The 21,117-nt window shown below is 67.5% G+C and carries 16 protein-coding genes and 1 tRNA gene; 14 read left to right on the forward strand and 3 right to left on the reverse strand.

All coding sequences use genetic code 11. The features are described 5' to 3' along the window. The first annotated feature begins 68 nt into the window (after nucleotides 1-68). From OG782_RS22450 to OG782_RS22460, 3 genes are all read left to right on the forward strand, one after another. Nucleotides 69-617, forward strand: coding sequence for a TetR/AcrR family transcriptional regulator (locus tag OG782_RS22450; RefSeq protein ID WP_406453669.1), 549 nt, complete (start codon nucleotides 69-71; stop codon nucleotides 615-617). A 140-nt stretch (nucleotides 618-757) separates the two neighbouring features. Continuing rightward, a complete protein-coding gene (locus OG782_RS22455; protein ID WP_406453671.1) occupies nucleotides 758-2,224 on the forward strand; it encodes an MFS transporter in 1,467 nt (488 codons plus the stop codon). A gap of 69 nt (nucleotides 2,225-2,293) precedes the next feature. Next, nucleotides 2,294-3,349 (forward strand): UDP-N-acetylmuramate dehydrogenase, encoded by a 1,056-nt coding sequence (locus tag OG782_RS22460; RefSeq protein WP_406453673.1) that lies wholly within the window; start codon nucleotides 2,294-2,296, stop codon nucleotides 3,347-3,349. A 72-nt stretch (nucleotides 3,350-3,421) separates the two neighbouring features. On the opposite strand, the gene OG782_RS22465 is transcribed toward OG782_RS22460, so the two are convergent. Beyond that, entirely contained in the window at nucleotides 3,422-4,057 is a 636-nt protein-coding gene (locus tag OG782_RS22465) for an NAD(P)-dependent oxidoreductase (protein ID WP_406453675.1), read from the reverse strand. Between the two features lie 87 nt (nucleotides 4,058-4,144). On the opposite strand from OG782_RS22465, the gene OG782_RS22470 reads away from it, so the two are divergent. Next, nucleotides 4,145-4,750, forward strand: a complete 606-nt coding sequence (locus tag OG782_RS22470) for a TetR/AcrR family transcriptional regulator (RefSeq protein WP_406453677.1) — start codon at nucleotides 4,145-4,147, stop codon at nucleotides 4,748-4,750. Between the two features lie 8 nt (nucleotides 4,751-4,758). On the opposite strand, the gene OG782_RS22475 is transcribed toward OG782_RS22470, so the two are convergent. Beyond that, nucleotides 4,759-5,781 (reverse strand): adenosine deaminase, encoded by a 1,023-nt coding sequence (locus OG782_RS22475; RefSeq protein WP_406453679.1) that lies wholly within the window; start codon nucleotides 5,779-5,781, stop codon nucleotides 4,759-4,761. Between the two features lie 133 nt (nucleotides 5,782-5,914). After that, nucleotides 5,915-7,141, reverse strand: coding sequence for a pyridoxal phosphate-dependent aminotransferase (locus OG782_RS22480; RefSeq protein WP_406453681.1), 1,227 nt, complete (start codon nucleotides 7,139-7,141; stop codon nucleotides 5,915-5,917). Between the two features lie 235 nt (nucleotides 7,142-7,376). Between OG782_RS22480 and OG782_RS22485 the strand changes: the two genes are divergently transcribed. From OG782_RS22485 to OG782_RS22530, 10 genes are all read left to right on the forward strand, one after another. Next, nucleotides 7,377-7,449, forward strand: a tRNA-Trp gene (locus OG782_RS22485). Nucleotides 7,450-7,555: 106 nt separating this feature from the next. Next, nucleotides 7,556-7,843, forward strand: coding sequence for a preprotein translocase subunit SecE (gene secE / locus OG782_RS22490; protein ID WP_073732696.1), 288 nt, complete (start codon nucleotides 7,556-7,558; stop codon nucleotides 7,841-7,843). A gap of 75 nt (nucleotides 7,844-7,918) precedes the next feature. Further along, nucleotides 7,919-8,854: a transcription termination/antitermination protein NusG gene (gene nusG, locus OG782_RS22495; protein WP_406453683.1), complete on the forward strand. Its 936-nt coding sequence runs from the start codon at nucleotides 7,919-7,921 to the stop codon at nucleotides 8,852-8,854. A 176-nt stretch (nucleotides 8,855-9,030) separates the two neighbouring features. After that, nucleotides 9,031-9,465: a 50S ribosomal protein L11 gene (rplK, locus tag OG782_RS22500; protein ID WP_010058817.1), complete on the forward strand. Its 435-nt coding sequence runs from the start codon at nucleotides 9,031-9,033 to the stop codon at nucleotides 9,463-9,465. A gap of 80 nt (nucleotides 9,466-9,545) precedes the next feature. Further along, entirely contained in the window at nucleotides 9,546-10,268 is a 723-nt protein-coding gene (rplA, locus tag OG782_RS22505; RefSeq protein ID WP_406453686.1) for a 50S ribosomal protein L1, read from the forward strand. Between the two features lie 157 nt (nucleotides 10,269-10,425). Next, nucleotides 10,426-11,337, forward strand: coding sequence for a hypothetical protein (locus OG782_RS22510; protein ID WP_406453688.1), 912 nt, complete (start codon nucleotides 10,426-10,428; stop codon nucleotides 11,335-11,337). Between the two features lie 282 nt (nucleotides 11,338-11,619). Further along, nucleotides 11,620-12,177 carry a 50S ribosomal protein L10 gene (rplJ, locus tag OG782_RS22515; protein ID WP_406453690.1) on the forward strand — a complete coding sequence of 186 codons (558 nt, stop codon included), beginning with the start codon at nucleotides 11,620-11,622 and terminating at the stop codon, nucleotides 12,175-12,177. 83 nt (nucleotides 12,178-12,260) lie between these two features. Further along, complete coding sequence (gene rplL, locus OG782_RS22520) at nucleotides 12,261-12,644, forward strand: 50S ribosomal protein L7/L12 (RefSeq protein ID WP_406453692.1); 384 nt, start codon at nucleotides 12,261-12,263, stop codon at nucleotides 12,642-12,644. 598 nt (nucleotides 12,645-13,242) lie between these two features. Then, nucleotides 13,243-16,728 (forward strand): DNA-directed RNA polymerase subunit beta, encoded by a 3,486-nt coding sequence (rpoB, locus tag OG782_RS22525; RefSeq protein WP_406453694.1) that lies wholly within the window; start codon nucleotides 13,243-13,245, stop codon nucleotides 16,726-16,728. Between the two features lie 129 nt (nucleotides 16,729-16,857). Next, nucleotides 16,858-20,757, forward strand: coding sequence for a DNA-directed RNA polymerase subunit beta' (locus OG782_RS22530; RefSeq protein WP_406453696.1), 3,900 nt, complete (start codon nucleotides 16,858-16,860; stop codon nucleotides 20,755-20,757). Nucleotides 20,758-21,117: the final 360 nt, after the last annotated feature.

Raw genomic sequence — 21,117 nt, forward strand, 5'->3', positions numbered from 1 at the left:
CGTGGGCGGGGGAGGCGCCCCGCTTGACTAAGTTAGTGATTGAGTACTAACTTAGTGGCATGGCAAGGATGAGTGCAGATGAGCGACGCGAGAGCGTCATCCGTGCGGCGGTCATCGAGTTCGCCCGCGGTGGATACAGCGCCACCTCCACCGAGGCGATCGCCAGGCGTGTGGGTGTCTCGCAGCCCTATCTCTTCCGCCTCTTCCCCAACAAGCAGGCGATGTTCCTCGCCGCCGCCGAGCGCTGCCTCGTCGAGACCCGGCAGGTCTTCGAGGAGGCGGCCGAGGGGCTCGAGGGCGAAGAGGCCCTGCACTCCATGGCCAAGGCCTATCAGCGGCTGATCGCCGTGGATGCCGACAAGCTGCTGATGCAGATGCAGACGTACGCGGCTGTCGCCGCCGCGGAGGCCGCCGGGGACCACGAGTTCGGCGAGTCGGTGCGTGCCGGGTGGATGGAGCTGTTCGACTCGGTCAAGCTCTCGCTCGGCGCCGACGCCAACGAGGCCACCACCTTCCTTGCGTACGGCATGCTCGCCAACACCTTGACGTCGCTGGGCTTCCCGGCCGGGCACCGGATCTGGTCCGGGTTCTACGCCTCGGCCAGGCCGGTCGCCTGAGCGGACCGGTCGGGCTGATCGGTCCGGCCGGCCCACCTGGACAAGTCGCACGTCGTACCGCCTGAACAGTTCGACCCGGGTTCGGCCCGGTTTTCTGCCCGCGAAAGTTAGTAATCAATAACTAACCCCCAGGGGGAGCAGTGAACCAGCACACGACCGGCCGCGCAGGAGCGGCCTGGGCTCTCGTCATCACCAGCGTCGCCGGATTCATGGCGGCCCTCGACAACCTCGTCGTCACCACCGCCCTGCCGTCGATCCGCAAAAGCCTCGGCGGAGGGATCGAGGAACTCGAGTGGACGGTGAACGCCTACACCCTCACCTTCGCCGTACTGCTGATGTTCGGCGCCTCCCTCGGTGACCGGTTCGGCCGCCGCCGGCTCTTCCTCGCCGGACTAGCCGTCTTCACCGGCGCCTCCGCCGCAGCGGCCCTCTCGCCCGGGATCAACGAACTGATCGCCTTCCGTGCGGTCCAGGGCGTGGGCGCCGCGGTCATGATGCCGCTGACGCTCACCCTGCTGACGGCCGCCGTCCCGCCCGCCCGCCGCGGCATGGCGCTGGGCATCTTCGGTGCCGTGACCGGACTGGCGGTGGCCAGCGGGCCACTGATCGGCGGCAGTCTCACCGAGCACATCTCCTGGCAGTGGATCTTCTGGCTGAACGTCCCGATCGGCCTGGTCCTGCTGCCGCTCGCCCGCTTCCGCCTGGCGGAGTCCTACGCCCCCGACGCCCGGCTCGACGTCCCCGGCACCCTCCTGGTCAGCGGCGGACTCTTCGGGATCGTCTACGGCCTGGTCAACGCCAACGCCGACGGCTGGACCAGCCCGACCGTCCTGACCTCCCTCGTCGCCGGCGCCGCGCTCCTCGGCGGGTTCGTCCGCCACGGCTTCCGTGCCAAGCACCCGATGCTGCCCATGCGCCTCTTCCGGGACCGTGCGTTCTTCGGGATCAACGTGGCCAGCCTGCTGATGTACCTCGGCATGTTCGGCTCGATCTTCCTGCTCGCCCAGTACTTCCAGGGCGTGCTGGGCTACTCGCCCACCGAGGCCGGTCTGCGGATGCTCCCCTGGACCGGGATGCCGATGCTGGTGGCACCCATCGCGGGGATCCTCTCCGACCGGTTCGGCGGCCGCCCGGTGGTCGTGGCGGGCCTCGCGCTCCAGGCTGTCGGCCTCGGACTGTTCGCCATGGTCATCGGCCCCGACGCGTCCTACGCGGCGCAGCTGCCCGCGCTGATCGTCGGCGGCATCGGGATGGCCCTGTACTTCGCACCCGCCGCCAGCCTGGTGATGTCGAGCGTTCGCCCCGGTGAACAGGGCATCGCCTCCGGCGCCAACAACGCACTGCGCGAGGTCGGCGGAGCGTTCGGTGTCGCCGTGCTCGCCTCCGTCTTCTCCGCACAGGGCGGTTACGGCTCCGCGCAGGCCTTCACGGACGGAACCGTCCCGGCGGTCTGGATCGGTGCCGGTGTGGTGGCCCTCGCCGCCCTCGTCGCCCTGATGATCCCGGGCCGCGGCAGCGCCCGGACGCAGCAGCAGGAGCAGGAGCAGGCGCCGGAGCGGACGCAGGAGACGGAGCAGGCCGAGGCGCGGGTCTCCGTACCCGCCTGAGCACAGCTCCCCGGATACGGTCCGTGGCCCCGCCCAGCCGGCGGGGACGCGGACCGTACTCTTGTCCCCGTGCAGGAACTCCACGACGCGCCCCTCGCCCCCCTGACCACTTTCCGGCTCGGCGGCCCCGCCACCCGCCTCCTGACCGCGACGACCGACGCCGAGGTGGTCGAGGCCGTACGTGAGGCCGACGACAGCGGCACCCCGCTCCTGGTCATCGGCGGCGGCAGCAATCTGGTCATCGGCGACAAGGGCTTCGACGGCACCGCCCTGCGCATCGCGACCAAGGGCTTCGTGCTGGACGGCACGACGCTCGAACTGGCCGCGGGAGAGATCTGGACGGACGCCGTCACCCGCAGCGTGGAGGCCGGCCTCGCCGGACTCGAATGCCTGGCCGGAATCCCCGGCTCGGCCGGGGCGACGCCGATCCAGAACGTCGGGGCGTACGGGCAGGAGGTGTCGTCCACCATCACCGAGGTCGTCGCCTACGACCGGCACACCCGGGAAACGGTCACCATCCCGAACTCCGAGTGCGCGTTCTCTTATCGGCACAGCCGTTTCAAGGCCGAACCCGACCGGTTCGTGGTGCTGCGCGTCCGCTTCGGGCTGGAGGACGCGGGCGGCCTGTCCGCGCCCCTCATGTACCGCGAGACGGCCCGCGCCATGGGCGTCGCGGAAGGGGAGCGCGTTCCCGCCGCGGACGCACGTGAAACCGTGCTCGGCCTCCGGACCGGCAAGGGCATGGTGCTCGACCCCGAGGACCACGACACCTGGTCGGCCGGCTCCTTCTTCACCAACCCGATCCTGGACCGGGCCCAGTTCGAGGCGTTCCTGGCCCGCGCCGCGGACCGGCTCGGACCGGACGTGACGCCCCCCGCCTTCCCCGCGGGCGAGGGACACACCAAGACCTCGGCGGCCTGGCTCATCGACCGGGCCGGCTTCACCAAGGGGTACGGCACCGGCCCGGCCCGTATCTCCACCAAGCACACGCTCGCCCTCACCAACCGGGGAGAGGCGAGCACCGAGGACCTGCTGGCCCTGGCGCGCGAGGTCGTGGCCGGGGTCCACGAGGTCTTCGGCGTCACGCTCGTCAACGAACCGGTGACCGTCGGCGTGAGCCTGTAGGACCGCGCGGTCCTAGACGTGAGTTTGTAGGGCCGCGCGGTTCTCCCCGTGGGGGAGAACCGCGCCCGCCCCTCAGTACGCCACGCCCACGCCCTGCTTCACCGCCGCCGGGTCGTTGGTCAGCGCCAGCATCGCGTGCGCCACGTCGGCACGCGAGATCGACCGGCCGCTGCGCGGATTGCCGCCGATGACGGTCCGGTAGACGCCCGTCAGCGGCCCGTTGGTGAGCTTCGGCGGACGTACTGCCGTCCAGTCCGTCGCGGAGGCCGCCAGCGCGGCCTCCATGGCGGTGAGGTCCGTGTAGACCTCCTTCAGGATCATGCCGATCGCCGCGAGCATCATGCGGTCGAGCAGCGGGTCGTCCGCGGGCTCCGGGGCGACCGGGGCCGCGCTGACCACGAGCAGCCGTCGGGTGCCCTCGGCCTCCATCGCCGTCAGGACACCGCGGGTCAGCCGCTCGGCGACCCCGCCGGCCTTCCGGCCCCGTGCGCCAAGGCCGGAGAGGACCGCGTCGCGTCCCGCGACCGCCTCGCGCAGCGCCTCGGGGTCATCGATCCGGGCCGCTGTATGGACCGTGACGTCCGAGAGCGGCACCGCCAGCCGCGCGGGATCGCGGACCACCGCCGTCACCTCGTGCCCCGCTGCCACCGCCTGGCGCACGATCTCCTGTCCGATACCGCCTGTCGCGCCGAACACTGTGAGCCTCATTGCGCACCCTCCTCGGGTGGGTAAGTATTCACTCACCTCTAGAGTGAGCGGATACTCACCCGCTCGTCAAGCTTCGTTGGAGTGCACATGGAGCAGAAGCCGGCCCGCGCCCGCATCATCGACGCCGCCCACCAGCTGATGCTCACCATCGGTCTGGCCCGTGCCACCACCAAGGAGATCGCCAGGGCCGCCGGCTGCTCGGAGGCCGCGCTCTACAAGCACTTCCCGAGCAAGGAGGAGCTCTTCGTGGTGGTGCTGAAGGAACGGCTGCCGAAGGTCGGCGGCATCCTGAACAGGCTGATCACCGAGCCGGGGGAGGGGGAGCGCACCGTCGAGCAGAACCTCACCGAGATCGCCCGTGAGGCCGCCCTCTTCTACGAGCAGAGCTTCCCGATCGCCGCGTCCCTGTACGCAGAGCCGAGGCTCAAGGAGCGTCACAACGCGGCGATGCGCGAGCTGGGGACGGGCCCCCACATACCGATTCGCGGAGTCGACGCGTATCTGCGCGCCGAACAGTCCGCAGGCCGCGTACGGGCCGGCGCCGACACCTACGCGGCCGCGTCCCTGCTGCTGGGGGCCTGTTCCCAGCGGGCGTTCGCCTACAACGCCACGGAGACCGGCGGGCCGCCGCAGTCGCTCGACGACTTCGCCGCCTCGATCGCCCGGGCCCTCCTGAGCGGGCTCGAGCCCTGACGGGAGCGTCAGGAGGCCGGCTTGGCCAGCCAGTCGTCGACGCCCGCCAGGAGGTCCGCCCGCACCGCGTCCGGAGCAGCCGAACCCCGTACCGACTGGCGCGCCAGCTCCGCCAGCTCCTCGTCCGTGAACGCGTGGTGGCGGCGCACGAGGTCGTACTGCGCGGCCAGCCGGGAGCCGAAGAGCAGCGGGTCGTCGGCTCCGAGGGCCATCGGCACGCCCGCCTCGAACAGAGTGCGCAGGGGTACGTCGGACGGCTTCTCGTAGACGCCGAGCGCCACGTTGGACGCCGGGCACACCTCGCAGGTCACCCCGCGCTCCGCCATCCTGCGCAGCAGCCGCGGGTCCTCGGCGGCCCGTACACCGTGCCCGACCCGGGACGCTTCGAGGTCGTCCAGGCAGTCGCGGACGCTGGAGGGGCCCGAGAGCTCACCGCCGTGCGGGGCGGCCAGCAGGCCGCCCTCCCTGGCGATGGCGAAGGCACGGTCGAAGTCGCGGGCCATGCCGCGCCGCTCGTCGTTGGAGAGCCCGAATCCGACGACGCCCCGGTCCGCGTACCGCACCGCGAGACGCGCCAGGGTCCTGGCGTCCAGCGGATGCTTCATCCGGTTCGCAGCGATCACCACCCGGATCGGCAGCCCGGTCTCGCGAGAGGCACGGTCCACCGCGTCCAGGATGATCTCGATCGCCGGGATGAGCCCGCCGAGCAGAGGCGCGTACGAGGTGGGGTCGACCTGGATCTCCAGCCAGCCGGAGCCGTCCGCCACGTCCTCCTGGGCGGCCTCGCGCACCAGCCGCTGGATGTCCTCGGGCGCCCGCAGGCAGGATCGGGCGATGTCGTAGAGGCGCTGGAAGCGGAACCAGCCGCGTTCGTCCGTGGCGCGCAGCCTGGGGGGCTCACCGCCGGTCAGGGCCTCGGGCAGCCTGACGCCGTACTTGTCGGCGAGTTCGAGCAGGGTCGTGGGCCGCATCGACCCGGTGAAATGCAGGTGCAGGTGGGCCTTGGGCAACAGCCGTACATCACGCTCCATTCCAAGATCTTGCCGCACGGACGGGGTGTCGCGGTACCCGCTTTCCCCATCGAGTTGCCCCTCGAACGGAGAAGCGAACAAGAAAGCGACCCCCGGCCGGAGCCGGGGGTCGCCTGCTGGATTGCGGAAGGTACTAGGCCTTGGCCTCGCCCAGCAGCTTCTGGAGCCGCGAGACGCCCTCGACGAGGTCGTCGTCACCCAGCGCGTACGAGAGCCGCAGGTAGCCCGGGGTACCGAAGGCCTCGCCCGGTACGACCGCGACCTCGGCCTCGTCCAGGATGAGCGCCGCCAGCTCGACCGAGGTCGCCGGGCGCTTGCCGCGGATCTCCTTGCCGAGCAGCTCCTTCACCGAGGGGTACGCGTAGAACGCGCCCTCGGGCACCGGGCAGAACACGCCGTCGATGTCATTGAGCATCCGCACGATCGTCTGCCGGCGCCGGTCGAAGGCGGTACGCATCTCGGCGACCGCGTCCAGGTTCCCGGAGACCGCGGCCAGCGCGGCGATCTGGGCGACGTTGGAGACGTTGGAGGTGGCGTGCGACTGAAGGTTGGTCGCGGCCTTCACGACGTCCTTGGGGCCGACGATCCACCCCACGCGCCAGCCGGTCATCGCGTACGTCTTGGCGACGCCGTTGACCACGATGCACTTGTCGCGCAGCTCGGGCACGATCGCCGGCAGCGAGGTGAACTTCGCGTCCCCGTAGACCAGGTGCTCGTAGATCTCGTCGGTCAGCACCCACAGTCCGTGCTCGACGGCCCAGCGGCCGATCGCCTCGGCGTCCGCCTCGCTGTAGACCGCACCGGTCGGGTTCGAGGGGGAGACGAACAGGACGACCTTCGTACGCTCGGTACGGGCCGCCTCCAGCTGCTCCACGGAGACCCGGTAGCCGGTGGTCTCGTCGGCGACGACCTCCACCGGGACACCGCCGGCGAGACGGATCGACTCGGGGTACGTGGTCCAGTACGGCGCCGGGACGATGACCTCGTCGCCCGGGTCGAGGATCGCGGCGAAGGCCTCGTAGATGGCCTGCTTGCCGCCGTTGGTCACCAGGATCTGGGAGGCGTCGACCTCGTAGCCGGAGTCACGCAGCGTCTTCTCGGCGATGGCGGCCTTGAGCTCGGGGAGCCCGCCCGCGGGGGTGTAGCGGTGGTACTTCGGGTTGCGGCAGGCCTCGACCGCGGCGTCCACGATGTAGCCGGGGGTCGGGAAGTCGGGCTCGCCGGCACCGAAGCCGATCACCGGACGGCCGGCGGCCTTGAGGGCCTTGGCCTTGGCGTCGACGGCGAGGGTGGCGGACTCGGAAATGGCACCGATGCGGGCGGAGACCCGGCGCTCGGAGGGAGAAGTAGCAGCGCTCATGGCCCCATGGTCCCAGACCGTATTCCCCGTCGGCACAGGGGTTTCATGGACCGGACAGCACTCGGACAGCATGCGGACAGACAACCGGACAGCATCAGACAGGAACGGTCGGGAGCTATCTGTTCGACGCCGGGCCGCTGAGCACGTACACTCACCTGTCGTTGGCCTTCACCAGCCGCACCGTTCCTGCACCCGGGGCATCCGGGAACATGCGGTAGGTTGGTGGAAACCACAAAGGGTCGTAGCTCAATTGGTAGAGCACTGGTCTCCAAAACCAGCGGTTGGGGGTTCAAGTCCCTCCGGCCCTGCTACACACTCCTTCGCCAGGATGTGTGCGCATGTACGTACTTCAATGCACTGCCGTGCGGCTTCACCGGGCGCGGCACGGCCATGACCCGGAATCAGGTGAGAAGCGTGACGGACGCCGTGGGCTCCATCGACATGCCTGATGCCGAGGATGAAGTCCCCGAGTCGAAGAAGAAGACCCGGAAGGGCGGCAAGCGCGGCAAGAAGGGCCCTCTGGGCCGTCTCGCGCTCTTCTACCGCCAGATCGTCGCCGAGCTCCGCAAGGTTGTCTGGCCGACTCGCAACCAGCTGACGACATACACCTCAGTGGTGATTGTGTTCGTAGTCGTCATGATTGGTCTTGTCACCGTGATTGACTTCGGTTTCCAGCGGGTCATCAAGTACGTCTTCGGCTGATCCCGCGGAGGGCGCCTCTTATGGGCGCCCCTTTCGCATGTTCCACCCATTTGTATCCAGGAAGAAGCAGCCACCGTGTCTGACCCGAACCTGAACGACGCCGTCGAGCCGACGGCGGGCGCCTTCGAGTCCGCCGAGGACGAGCTCGACATCGTCGAGGCGGCGGACGCCGAGGAGCCGGACCAGGCTGAAGCTGCCGACGCCGCCGCAGGTGAGCCCGCCGAGCAGGCCGCAGTGCACACCGAGTCCGCCGACGAGGCCGACGAGGCCGAAGAGGCCGAGTCCGGTGAGGACGAGGACGAGAGCGCCGAGGACGAGACCTCCGACGAGGCCGAGTCCGACGAGGAAGCCGCGGACGAGTCCGACGAGGAAGAGGCCGAGCCGGCCGAGCCCGTCGACGCCGTCACCGCCCTGCGCGAGGAGCTCCGCACCCTCCCGGGCGAGTGGTACGTCATTCACACGTACGCCGGTTACGAGAAGCGTGTGAAGGCCAACCTGGAGCAGCGCGCCGTCTCGCTGAACGTGGAGGAGTTCATCTATCAGGCCGAGGTGCCTGAGGAGGAAATCGTCCAGATCAAGAACGGCGAGCGCAAGAACGTCCGTCAGAACAAGCTCCCGGGCTACGTCCTGGTGCGCATGGACCTGACGAACGAGTCCTGGGGCGTCGTCCGCAACACTCCCGGTGTCACCGGCTTCGTGGGCAACGCCTACGACCCGTACCCGCTGACGCTGGACGAGATCGTCAAGATGCTGGCGCCGGAGGCCGAGGAGAAGGCCGCCCGTGAGGCCGCCGAGGCCGAGGGCAAGCCGGCTCCGTCCCGCAAGGTCGAGGTCCAGGTGCTGGACTTCGAGGTGGGCGACTCGGTCACCGTCACCGACGGCCCGTTCGCGACCCTGCAGGCGACGATCAACGAGATCAACGCCGACTCGAAGAAGGTCAAGGGCCTTGTCGAGATCTTCGGCCGCGAGACCCCGGTCGAGCTCAGCTTCGACCAGATCCAGAAGAACTAGCGCTTTCCGCCGGCTTCTGGACACATGCCTACCGAGCAGGTCAGACAGGCTGTCACAGCCCGTCTGACCTGCTCGGTTTTTGGTCGCGCAGCTATACCCGTTATCGTTGTGCGGTATGCCTGCATCCGGATGACCGGATGACGGCGAAAACTCTCACTAGGACCCGGAGAGAGCACATGCCTCCCAAGAAGAAGAAGGTCACGGGGCTTATCAAGCTCCAGATCAACGCCGGTGCGGCCAACCCGGCACCGCCGGTCGGCCCCGCACTGGGCCAGCACGGCGTCAACATCATGGAGTTCTGCAAGGCCTACAACGCCGCGACCGAGTCGCAGCGTGGCATGGTCGTGCCGGTGGAGATCACGGTCTACGAAGACCGTTCCTTCACCTTCATCACCAAGACGCCGCCGGCCGCCAAGCTGATCCTCAAGGCCGCGGGTGTGGACAAGGGCTCCGGCGAGCCGCACAAGACCAAGGTTGCCAAGCTGACGGCTGCCCAGGTCCGCGAGATCGCCACGACGAAGCTCCCCGACCTGAACGCCAATGACCTCGACGCCGCGTCGAAGATCATTGCCGGCACCGCCCGTTCCATGGGCATCACGGTCGAAGGCTGATTCAGCCCCACCGCCCTCAGTGGTAGGACCAAGCGCTGGTCCGCACCACGACTCCACACCCTGAAACCACAGGAGTAGAAGTGAAGCGCAGCAAGAACCTCCGCGCTGCGGACGCCAAGATCGACCGGGCGCGCAACTACGCCCCGCTCGAGGCCGTCCGTATCGCCAAGGACACCGCCTCCACGAAGTTCGACAGCACCGTCGAGGTCGCTTTTGCCCTGGGTGTAGACCCGCGCAAGGCCGACCAGATGGTCCGTGGCACCGTGAACCTCCCGCACGGCACCGGCAAGACCGCCCGGGTCCTGGTCTTCGCGACCGGTGACCGTGCTGCGGCCGCGGAAGCCGCGGGCGCCGACATCGTCGGCGCCGACGAGCTCATCGACGAGGTGGCGAAGGGCCGTCTGGACTTCGACGCCGTCGTCGCGACCCCGGACCTCATGGGCAAGGTCGGCCGCCTCGGCCGCGTGCTCGGTCCGCGTGGTCTGATGCCGAACCCGAAGACCGGCACCGTCACCCCCGATGTCGTGAAGGCTGTCAACGACATCAAGGGCGGCAAGATCGAGTTCCGCGTCGACAAGCACTCGAACCTGCACTTCATCATCGGCAAGACCTCGTTCGACGAGACCAAGCTGGTGGAGAACTACGCAGCGGCGCTGGACGAGATCCTCCGTCTGAAGCCGTCCGCCGCCAAGGGTCGCTACATCAAGAAGGCCACCCTGTCGACCACGATGGGTCCCGGCATCCCGCTGGACTCCAACCGCACCCGTAACCTCCTCGTCGAGGAGGACCCGGCCTCCGTCTGAGCCTCCGTGCTCGTTCGACCGCCGTGTCACGTGTGACATTGACGGGCCCCGCAACCTTTCGAGGTGCGGGGCCCGTCCTCGTATACACGTACCAGTGGCTGTCGGAGCCGTGAGTTAGCGTGTGGTCACCGGAGCCGAACGAGGGGTGGAAGCGATCATGAGGACCAGTACCGTACGACGCGTGGGTCTGTCCGTGGCCGTGGCGGCGGCATTGACGTCGGTCGCGGCCTGCGGCGGGTCGGACAGCGGCAGCACGAACAAGGGCGCGAACCGCGGCGGCACGGTGGTGAAGGCGGACCCGATCGCCGCACTGCTCGCCGCGCAGAAGAAGACCGGCGGGGCCGAGTCGGCCAAGATCGAGGGCACCACCACCATGGGCAGCACGATGTCCATGAAGCAGACGGGTGCCCTGGACTGGTCGGACGGCATCAAGGGGTCCATGGAGATCACGTACACCGGCGGCACCATGGCCGACTCCATGAAGCAGCTCGGCAGCGACGGCTCGATGCAGGCCCGCTACTTCAAGGACGGCTACGCGGCGGACATGGGCGCGGCCCTGGGCAAGCAGATGGGCGGCAAGCACTGGATCAGCTACTCCTACGACGACCTCGCCGAGATGGGCGGGGCCTCCGGGGTGGCCATGAAGGAGCAGATGGAGAACACCAGCCCCGACCAGGGTGTGAAGCCGCTGCTGGCCTCCGGCGATGTGAAGAGGGTCGGCCAGGAGGACGTCCGGGGCGTCTCCGCCACGCACTACTCCGGCACGGTCGACGTCGCCGAGCTCACCGCCAAGAACTCCAAGCTCGACGCCGACCAGCTCAGCGCCCTCAAGAAGCAGCTGAACGACGCCGGCATCACCACGGAGAAGATCGACATCTGGATCGACGAGAACGATCTGCTGGTGAAGAAGACCGAGCGCGGTCAGATGAAGACCGGTGAGCTCAACTCCACGGTGTTCTACAGCGATTACGGGACCAAGGTCTCCGTCGAGCGTCCTCCGGCCGGCGAGACCATCGAGTTCAAGGAGCTGCTCAAGCAGCAGCAGGGTGCGACCGGGGGCGCGTCCTAGGACGCGCCAAACCTCCCGGACCGCCCGAAGCGGGACGGATTTGCTCGGCGCGACCCCTGTCGCGTACTCTTCTGCAGAAGCCAAAGACCGCTGGTCGTTGCTCAGAACCCGCAAGGGGGACGACAACCGAAGGATCCGTTGAGACGGACGACCTGCGCAGGTGACTGTGGAAAGCTCCCGGACTCAGTTCGGTCGAGCTACGCCCTGGCGCCTGCGCCGGGGCGTTTCGTCTTTCCGGCCCCTTTTGAGCGGTCCTCATCACCCGGAAGGAGGCCGACGCTCATGGCAAGGCCCGACAAGGCTGCAGCGGTAGCCGAGCTCGCGGACCAGTTCCGCAGCGCGAACGCCGCCGTGCTGACCGAGTACCGGGGTCTCACCGTGGCACAGCTCAAGCAGCTGCGCCGTTCGCTCGGTGAGAACGCCCAGTACGCCGTGGTGAAGAACACGCTGACCAAGATTGCGGCCAACGAGGCCGGGATCGACACGCTGGACGACCTGTTCGCAGGTCCGACGGCGGTTGCCTTCGTCACCGGTGACCCGGTGGAGTCGGCGAAGGGTCTTCGTGACTTCGCCAAGGACAACCCCAACCTCATCATCAAGGGCGGTGTCCTTGACGGTAAGGCGCTGTCCGCCGATGAGATCAAGAAGCTCGCGGACCTCGAGTCCCGCGAGGTTCTGCTCGCCAAGCTGGCCGGCGCCATGAAGGGCAAGCAGACTCAGGCTGCGCAGCTCTTCCAGGCTCTGCCGTCGAAGTTCGTCCGCACTGCGGAAGCGCTTCGTGCCAAGCGGGAAGAGCAGGGCGGTGCCGGTACTCCGGCTCCCGCCGAGGCCGCCGAGTAATTTCGCTCAGCGGTCCAGCGGGCTCCACGTACGCCCGCCGACATATACATCCGGCACCTGCCGAATAGTGGAAGGACGCCATCATGGCGAAGCTCAGCCAGGAAGACCTGCTCGCCCAGTTCGAGGAGCTCACCCTCATCGAGCTCTCCGAGTTCGTTAAGGCCTTCGAGGAGAAGTTCGACGTCACCGCCGCCGCGGCCGTCGCCGTTGCCGGCGTTGCCGGCCCGGGTGCCGTTGCTGACGCCCCGGAGGAGCAGGACGAGTTCGACGTCATCCTCACCGCCGCCGGTGACAAGAAGATCCAGGTCATCAAGGTCGTGCGTGAGCTGACCTCCCTCGGCCTGAAGGAGGCCAAGGACCTCGTCGACGGCGCCCCGAAGCCCGTCGTCGAGAAGGTCGCCAAGGAGGCCGCCGAGAAGGCTGCCGAGTCCCTCAAGGCCGCCGGCGCTTCCGTCGAGGTCAAGTGACCCTGCGAGTCTTCTGACTCGTCTGGACCCCCGCGCCGCGAGGCGCGGTGTCACATCGCGAAAGGCGATCACCCGTATGGGTGGTCGCCTTTCGGCGTACCCGTGGCGGGTGCCTTGCCCTTCCGCCGTTGACGAGTATGGTGATCTTCGCCGTGCGCCTCTCGCGGGGAGCGCGGCAGGCGCCCGTGGGCGGCGCCGCACGGGTCCGCGGGGCCTGTCCCGGCTGGGGGGCCTTGACGAACCGCACGAGGCGCGCAATTCTCGAGGCGCATCGTCACATCGATCCGAATCCGAGGCATGGATCGATGACGAAGAGGGCAGTAAAGAAGAGCGCACCCCGCGCAGGGCCGGACGTATAGGTGTTGAGAACAGCTGTTGAGAGCAACGTGGGTCTCTGAGAACCCCGACTGGACATCAGTGTGCCGCTTGGCTACACTGACCCTTTGCGCTGCCTGTTAGCTGCCTCCTGCCCGTCACCAGGGGCATACCCATCCTGTGCACCGTGGACCGTACATCCCTCACCTGGGATATCTGTCCACCTGTCCAATTTGGGACCGGTACGCGCGTAGTGAGTCCGAGCCCTCGGAAGGACCCCCTCTTGGCCGCCTCGCGCAACGCCTCGACCGCGAATACGAACAACGGCGCCAGCACCGCCCCGCTGCGCATCTCTTTTGCAAAGATCAAGGAGCCCCTCGAGGTTCCGAACCTCCTCGCGCTGCAGACCGAGAGCTTTGACTGGCTCCTCGGCAACGCCGCCTGGAAGGCTCGCGTCGAGGCTGCTCTGGACAGTGGACAAGACGTCCCCACCAAGTCCGGCCTGGAGGAGATCTTCGAGGAGATCTCACCGATCGAGGACTTCTCCGGGTCGATGTCGCTTACGTTCCGCGACCACCGATTCGAGCCCCCGAAGAACTCGATCGACGAGTGCAAGGAGCGCGACTTCACGTTCGCCGCCCCGCTCTTCGTCACGGCCGAGTTCACCAACAACGAGACCGGCGAGATCAAGTCCCAGACGGTCTTCATGGGCGATTTCCCGCTCATGACCAACAAGGGCACCTTCGTCATCAACGGCACCGAGCGTGTCGTTGTGTCGCAGCTGGTCCGCTCGCCGGGTGTCTACTTCGACTCCTCGATCGACAAGACGTCCGACAAGGACATCTTCTCCGCCAAGATCATCCCGTCCCGGGGTGCCTGGCTGGAGATGGAGATCGACAAGCGCGACATGGTCGGTGTCCGCATCGACCGCAAGCGCAAGCAGTCCGTCACCGTCCTCCTGAAGGCTCTCGGCTGGAGCACCGAGCAGATCCTCGAGGAGTTCGGCGAGTACGAGTCCATGCGCGCCACCCTGGAGAAGGACCACACCCAGGGCCAGGACGACGCGCTGCTCGACATCTACCGCAAGCTCCGCCCGGGCGAGCCGCCGACCCGCGAGGCTGCTCAGACGCTGCTCGAGAACCTCTACTTCAACCCGAAGCGCTACGACCTCGCGAAGGTCGGCCGCTACAAGGTGAACAAGAAGCTCGGCGCCGATGAGCCGCTGGACGCCGGCGTGCTCACCACCGACGACGTCATCGCGACCATCAAGTACCTGGTCAAGCTGCACGCCGGTGAGACCGAGACGACCGGCGAGTCGGGCCGGGAGATCGTCGTCGAGACCGACGACATCGACCACTTCGGCAACCGTCGTCTGCGTAACGTCGGCGAGCTCATCCAGAACCAGGTCCGTACGGGTCTGGCCCGGATGGAGCGCGTCGTGCGTGAGCGCATGACGACCCAGGACGTCGAGGCGATCACGCCGCAGACACTGATCAACATCCGGCCGGTCGTCGCCTCCATCAAGGAGTTCTTCGGCACCAGCCAGCTGTCTCAGTTCATGGACCAGAACAACCCGCTGTCGGGTCTCACCCACAAGCGCCGTCTGTCGGCGCTCGGCCCGGGTGGTCTCTCCCGTGAGCGGGCAGGCTTCGAGGTCCGTGACGTGCACCCGTCCCACTACGGACGCATGTGCCCGATCGAGACCCCTGAAGGCCCGAACATCGGTCTGATCGGTTCGCTCGCCTCGTACGGCCGCGTCAACGCGTTCGGCTTCATCGAGACGCCGTACCGCAAGGTCGTCGACGGCCAGGTCACCGACGAGGTCGACTACGTCACGGCCGACGAGGAAGACCGTTACGTCATCGCCCAGGCGAACGCGACGCTCTCCGACGAGCTGCGCTTCACCGAGCCCCGCGTCCTGGTCCGCCGTCGTGGCGGAGAGGTCGACTACGTGCCCGGCACCGAAGTCGACTACATGGACGTGTCGCCGCGCCAGATGGTGTCCGTCGCCACCGCGATGATCCCGTTCCTGGAGCACGACGACGCCAACCGTGCCCTCATGGGCGCGAACATGATGCGTCAGGCGGTGCCGCTCATCAAGTCCGAGGCGCCGCTCGTCGGCACCGGCATGGAGTACCGCTGCGCCACCGACGCCGGTGACGTTCTGAAGGCCGAGAAGGACGGTGTGGTCCAGGAGGTCTCCGCGGACTACATCACCGTGACGAACGATGACGGTACGTACACCACGTACCGCATCGCGAAGTTCATGCGCTCCAACCAGGGCACCTCGGTCAACCAGAAGGTCGTCGTCTCCGAGGGCGACCGGGTCATCGAGGGCCAGGTGCTCGCCGACGGTCCGGCCACCGAGAACGGTGAGATGGCCCTGGGCAAGAACCTGCTCGTGGCGTTCATGCCGTGGGAGGGTCACAACTACGAGGACGCGATCATCCTGTCGCAGCGCCTCGTGCAGGACGACGTCCTCTCCTCGATCCACATCGAGGAGCACGAGGTCGACGCCCGTGACACCAAGCTCGGCCCGGAGGAGATCACCCGGGACATCCCGAACGTCTCCGAGGAGGTCCTCGCCGACCTCGACGAGCGCGGCATCATCCGTATCGGTGCCGAGGTCGTCGCCGGCGACATCCTCGTCGGCAAGGTCACGCCCAAGGGTGAGACCGAGCTGACCCCCGAGGAGCGTCTGCTCCGCGCGATCTTCGGTGAGAAGGCGCGCGAGGTGCGCGACACCTCGCTGAAGGTGCCGCACGGTGAGATCGGCAAGGTCATCGGCGTCCGCGTCTTCGACCGCGAAGAGGGCGACGAGCTGCCGCCGGGCGTGAACCAGCTGGTCCGCGTCTACGTCGCGCAGAAGCGCAAGATCACCGATGGTGACAAGCTCGCCGGCCGTCACGGCAACAAGGGCGTCATCTCGAAGATCCTCCCGATCGAGGACATGCCGTTCCTGGAGGACGGCACCCCGGTCGACATCATCCTCAACCCGCTGGGTGTCCCGTCCCGAATGAACCCGGGACAGGTCCTGGAGATCCACCTCGGCTGGCTCGCCAGCCGCGGCTGGGACGTCTCCGGCCTCGGTGACGAGTGGGCCAAGCGCCTGCAGCTCATCGGCGCCGACCAGGTCGCGCCCGGCACCAACGTCGCCACCCCCGTCTTCGACGGTGCGCGCGAGGACGAGATCACCGGCCTCTTCCAGGCCACGATCCCGAACCGCGACGGCGACCGGCTGGTCCAGCCCTCGGGCAAGGCCAATCTGTTCGACGGCCGCTCCGGCGAGCCGTTCCCGGAGCCGGTCTCGGTCGGCTACATGTACATCCTCAAGCTCCACCACCTCGTCGACGACAAGCTGCACGCTCGTTCGACGGGTCCGTACTCCATGATCACCCAGCAGCCGCTGGGTGGTAAGGCTCAGTTCGGTGGACAGCGCTTCGGTGAAATGGAGGTGTGGGCCCTTGAAGCTTATGGCGCCGCTTACGCCCTCCAGGAGCTGCTGACGATCAAGTCCGACGACGTGACCGGCCGCGTGAAGGTCTACGAGGCCATCGTCAAGGGCGAGAACATCCCCGAGCCCGGCATTCCCGAGTCCTTCAAGGTGCTCATCAAGGAAATGCAGTCGCTCTGCCTCAACGTGGAGGTGCTGTCCTCGGACGGCATGTCCATCGAGATGCGCGACACGGACGAGGACGTCTTCCGCGCGGCGGAGGAGCTCGGTATCGACCTGTCCCGGCGCGAGCCGAGCAGCGTCGAAGAGGTCTGACGGGTTGGCCGGCCGGATCCCAGTGATCCGGCCGGCTCTCCCCGGACCCGTTCAGACCATTGCTGAAGTGCCCCGATTTCTCGCGTGACGCGAGGGGGCTCGAACCCCCGAAAGAGGGATTGACGACAAGTGCTCGACGTCAACTTCTTCGACGAGCTGCGGATCGGCCTTGCCACCGCGGACGACATCCGGACCTGGTCCCACGGCGAAGTGAAGAAGCCGGAGACCATCAACTACCGCACGCTCAAGCCCGAAAAGGACGGACTCTTCTGCGAGAAGATCTTCGGTCCGACCCGGGACTGGGAGTGCTACTGCGGCAAGTACAAGCGTGTCCGCTTCAAGGGCATCATCTGTGAGCGCTGTGGCGTCGAGGTCACGCGCGCCAAGGTGCGCCGTGAGCGCATGGGCCACATCGAGCTTGCCGCTCCCGTCACCCACATCTGGTACTTCAAGGGCGTCCCGTCGCGCCTGGGCTACCTGCTGGACCTCGCGCCGAAGGACCTCGAGAAGGTCATCTACTTCGCCGCGTACATGATCACGTTCGTCGACGAGGAGCGCCGCACCCGCGACCTCCCGTCGCTGGAGGCTCACGTCTCCGTCGAGCGTCAGCAGGTCGAGAACCGTCGCGACTCGGACCTCGAGAACCGCGCCAAGAAGCTCGAGACCGACCTCGGCGAGCTCGAGGCCGAGGGCGCCAAGGCCGACGTGCGCCGCAAGGTGCGCGAAGGTGCCGAGCGTGAGATGAAGCAGCTGCGCGACCGTGCGCAGCGCGAGATCGACCGTCTCGACGAGGTGTGGAGCCGCTTCAAGAACCTCAAGGTCCAGGACCTCGAGGGCGACGAGCTGCTCTACCGCGAGCTGCGTGACCGCTTCGGCACGTACTTCGACGGCTGCATGGGCGCTGCCGCCCTGCAGAAGCGCCTGGAGTCGTTCGACCTCGACGAGGAGGCCGAGCGCCTCCGCGAGATCATCCGCACCGGCAAGGGCCAGAAGAAGACCCGTGCGCTCAAGCGCCTCAAGGTCGTCTCCGCGTTCCTGCAGACCAGCAACAAGCCCAAGGGCATGGTGCTCGACTGCGTGCCGGTCATCCCGCCGGACCTGCGTCCGATGGTGCAGCTGGACGGTGGCCGCTTCGCGACCTCCGACCTGAACGACCTGTACCGCCGTGTGATCAACCGCAACAACCGCCTCAAGCGTCTCCTTGACCTCGGTGCCCCCGAGATCATCGTGAACAACGAGAAGCGGATGCTGCAGGAGGCCGTCGACGCGCTGTTCGACAACGGCCGCCGCGGTCGCCCGGTCACCGGTCCCGGTAACCGCCCGCTCAAGTCCCTCAGCGACATGCTGAAGGGCAAGCAGGGCCGATTCCGTCAGAACCTTCTCGGTAAGCGTGTGGACTACTCCGCGCGTTCCGTGATCGTCGTCGGCCCGCAGCTCAAGCTGCACCAGTGCGGTCTGCCGAAGGCCATGGCGCTGGAGCTCTTCAAGCCGTTCGTGATGAAGCGCCTGGTGGACCTGAACCACGCGCAGAACATCAAGTCGGCCAAGCGCATGGTCGAGCGCGGCCGCACCGTGGTGTACGACGTCCTCGAAGAGGTCATCGCCGAGCACCCGGTGCTGCTGAACCGTGCACCCACCCTGCACCGCCTCGGCATCCAGGCCTTCGAGCCCCAGCTGGTCGAGGGCAAGGCCATCCAGATCCACCCGCTCGTCTGCACCGCGTTCAACGCGGACTTCGACGGTGACCAGATGGCCGTGCACCTGCCGCTCTCCGCGGAGGCGCAGGCCGAGGCCCGCATCCTGATGCTGTCCTCGAACAACATCCTGAAGCCGGCCGACGGTCGTCCCGTCACCATGCCGACCCAGGACATGGTGCTGGGTCTGTTCTTCCTGACCACCGACGGCGAACTGCGTGACACCAAGGGCGAGGGCCGTGCGTTCGGCTCCACGGCCGAGGCGATCATGGCGTTCGACGCCGGCGAGCTGGCGCTCCAGTCGCCCGTCGACATCCGCTTCCCGGTGGGCACCATCCCGCCGCGTGGCTGGGTGCCGCCGGTCGCCGAGGAGGGCGAGCCCGAGTACCAGCCGGGTGACACCTTCCGGCTGCGGACGACCCTGGGCCGCGCGCTCTTCAACGAGCTGCTGCCCGAGGACTACCCGTTCGTCGACTACTCGGTCGGCAAGAAGCAGCTCTCCGAGATCGTCAACGACCTCGCCGAGCGCTACCCCAAGGTCATCGTGGCGGCGACGCTCGACAACCTGAAGGCAGCGGGCTTCCACTGGGCGACCCGTTCCGGCGTCACCGTGGCCGTCTCCGACATCGTCGTGCCCGAGGCCAAGAAGGCCATCGTCAAGGGCTACGAGGACCAGGACGAGAAGGTCCAGAAGCAGTACGAGCGCGGTCTGATCACCAAGGACGAGCGCACGCAGGAGCTCATCGCGATCTGGACCAAGGCGACCAATGAGGTTGCCGAGGCGATGAACGCGAACTTCCCCAAGACGAACCCCATCTTCATGATGGTTGACTCGGGTGCCCGAGGAAACATGATGCAGATGCGTCAGATCGCCGGTATGCGTGGTCTGGTGTCCAACGCCAAGAACGAGACGATTCCTCGTCCCATCAAGGCGTCCTTCCGTGAGGGCCTCACCGTTCTGGAGTACTTCATCTCCACGCACGGTGCCCGTAAGGGTCTGGCGGACACCGCCCTGCGTACCGCCGACTCGGGTTACCTGACCCGTCGTCTGGTGGACGTCTCGCAGGACGTGATCATTCGCGAGGAGGACTGCGGCACCGACCGCGGCCTCAAGCTGAAGATCGCCGTCAAGGGCGCCGACGGCGTGCTCCGCAAGACGGAGGACGTCGAGACCTCGGTCTACGCCCGCATGCTCGCCGAGGACGTCGTCGTCGACGGCAAGGTCATCGCGCCTGCCAACGTCGACCTCGGTGACGTCCTGATCGACGCCCTGGTGGGCGCCGGCGTCGAGGAGGTCAAGACCCGCTCGGTCCTGACCTGTGAGTCCGCGGTCGGCACCTGTGCCTTCTGCTACGGACGCTCGCTCGCCACCGGCAAGCTGGTCGACATCGGTGAGGCGGTCGGCATCATCGCCGCCCAGTCCATCGGTGAGCCCGGTACCCAGCTGACGATGCGTACCTTCCACACCGGTGGTGTGGCCGGTGACGACATCACCCAGGGTCTGCCCCGAGTCGTCGAGCTCTTCGAAGCCCGTACGCCCAAGGGTGTCGCCCCGATCTCGGAGTCCGCAGGCCGGGTCCGGATCGAGGAGACCGAGAAGACCAAGAAGCTCGTGGTCACGCCGGACGACGGCAGCGAAGAGATCCCGTTCCCGATCTCCAAGCGCGCCCGTCTGCTGGTGGGCGAGGGCGACCACGTCGAGGTGGGCCAGAAGCTCACCGTGGGTGCCACCAACCCGCACGACGTGCTGCGGATCCTCGGTCAGCGCGCGGTCCAGGTCCACCTGGTCGGCGAAGTCCAGAAGGTCTACAACTCGCAGGGCGTGTCGATCCACGACAAGCACATCGAGATCATCATCCGGCAGATGCTCCGCCGCGTGACGATCATCGAGTCCGGCGACGCGGAACTGCTGCCGGGCGAGCTCGTCGAGCGCTCGAAGTTCGAGACCGAGAACCGTCGTGTGGTCACCGAGGGCGGTCACCCCGCCTCCGGCCGTCCGCAGCTGATGGGTATCACCAAGGCCTCGCTGGCGACGGAGTCGTGGCTGTCCGCGGCTTCCTTCCAGGAGACGACCAGGGTCCTGACGGACGCGGCGATCAACGCCAAGTCCGACTCCCTGATCGGCCTCAAGGAGAACGTCATCATCGGTAAGCTCATCCCGGCCGGTACGGGTCTGTCCCGCTACCGCAACATCCGGGTCGAGCCGACCGAGGAGGCCAAGGCCGCGATGTACTCGGCCGTCGGCTACGACGACATCGACTACTCGCCGTTCGGCACCGGCTCCGGCCAGGCCGTTCCGCTGGAGGACTACGACTACGGTCCGTACAACCAGTAAGCGAGTCGCTTGATACGACCGGAGGGCGGTCATCCCGTACACACGGGGTGGCCGCCCTCCGGCGTGCGATGCGTCACTCCGGCCGGGTGGGGCGTACGGTGGTTTCCGGGCCCCGGAGGGCGCTGAGGGCCTTGTAGGGGGCCCTGAGGCATCCCGCACGGGTCAGGACAAGCCGGGCGGCCGTCCCGGCGTGTCGCGGCGGACAGCATTTGTTTTGACCGGAGTCCGTGAGGTAGGTACGCTCAGACCTTGTGCCTGGGGTGTGCCTGGGCTCGTGTGCGTGTCCTCAACCGCACGGCGAGCTCGTCTTTGGCCACCGCAATCTGTGCTTCCACTGCTCCAGGGGAGTGGCCCGCAGTA

The organism is Streptomyces sp. NBC_00876, from assembly GCF_045207435.1.
In the GTDB taxonomy this organism is placed as follows: Bacteria; Actinomycetota; Actinomycetes; order Streptomycetales; family Streptomycetaceae; genus Streptomyces.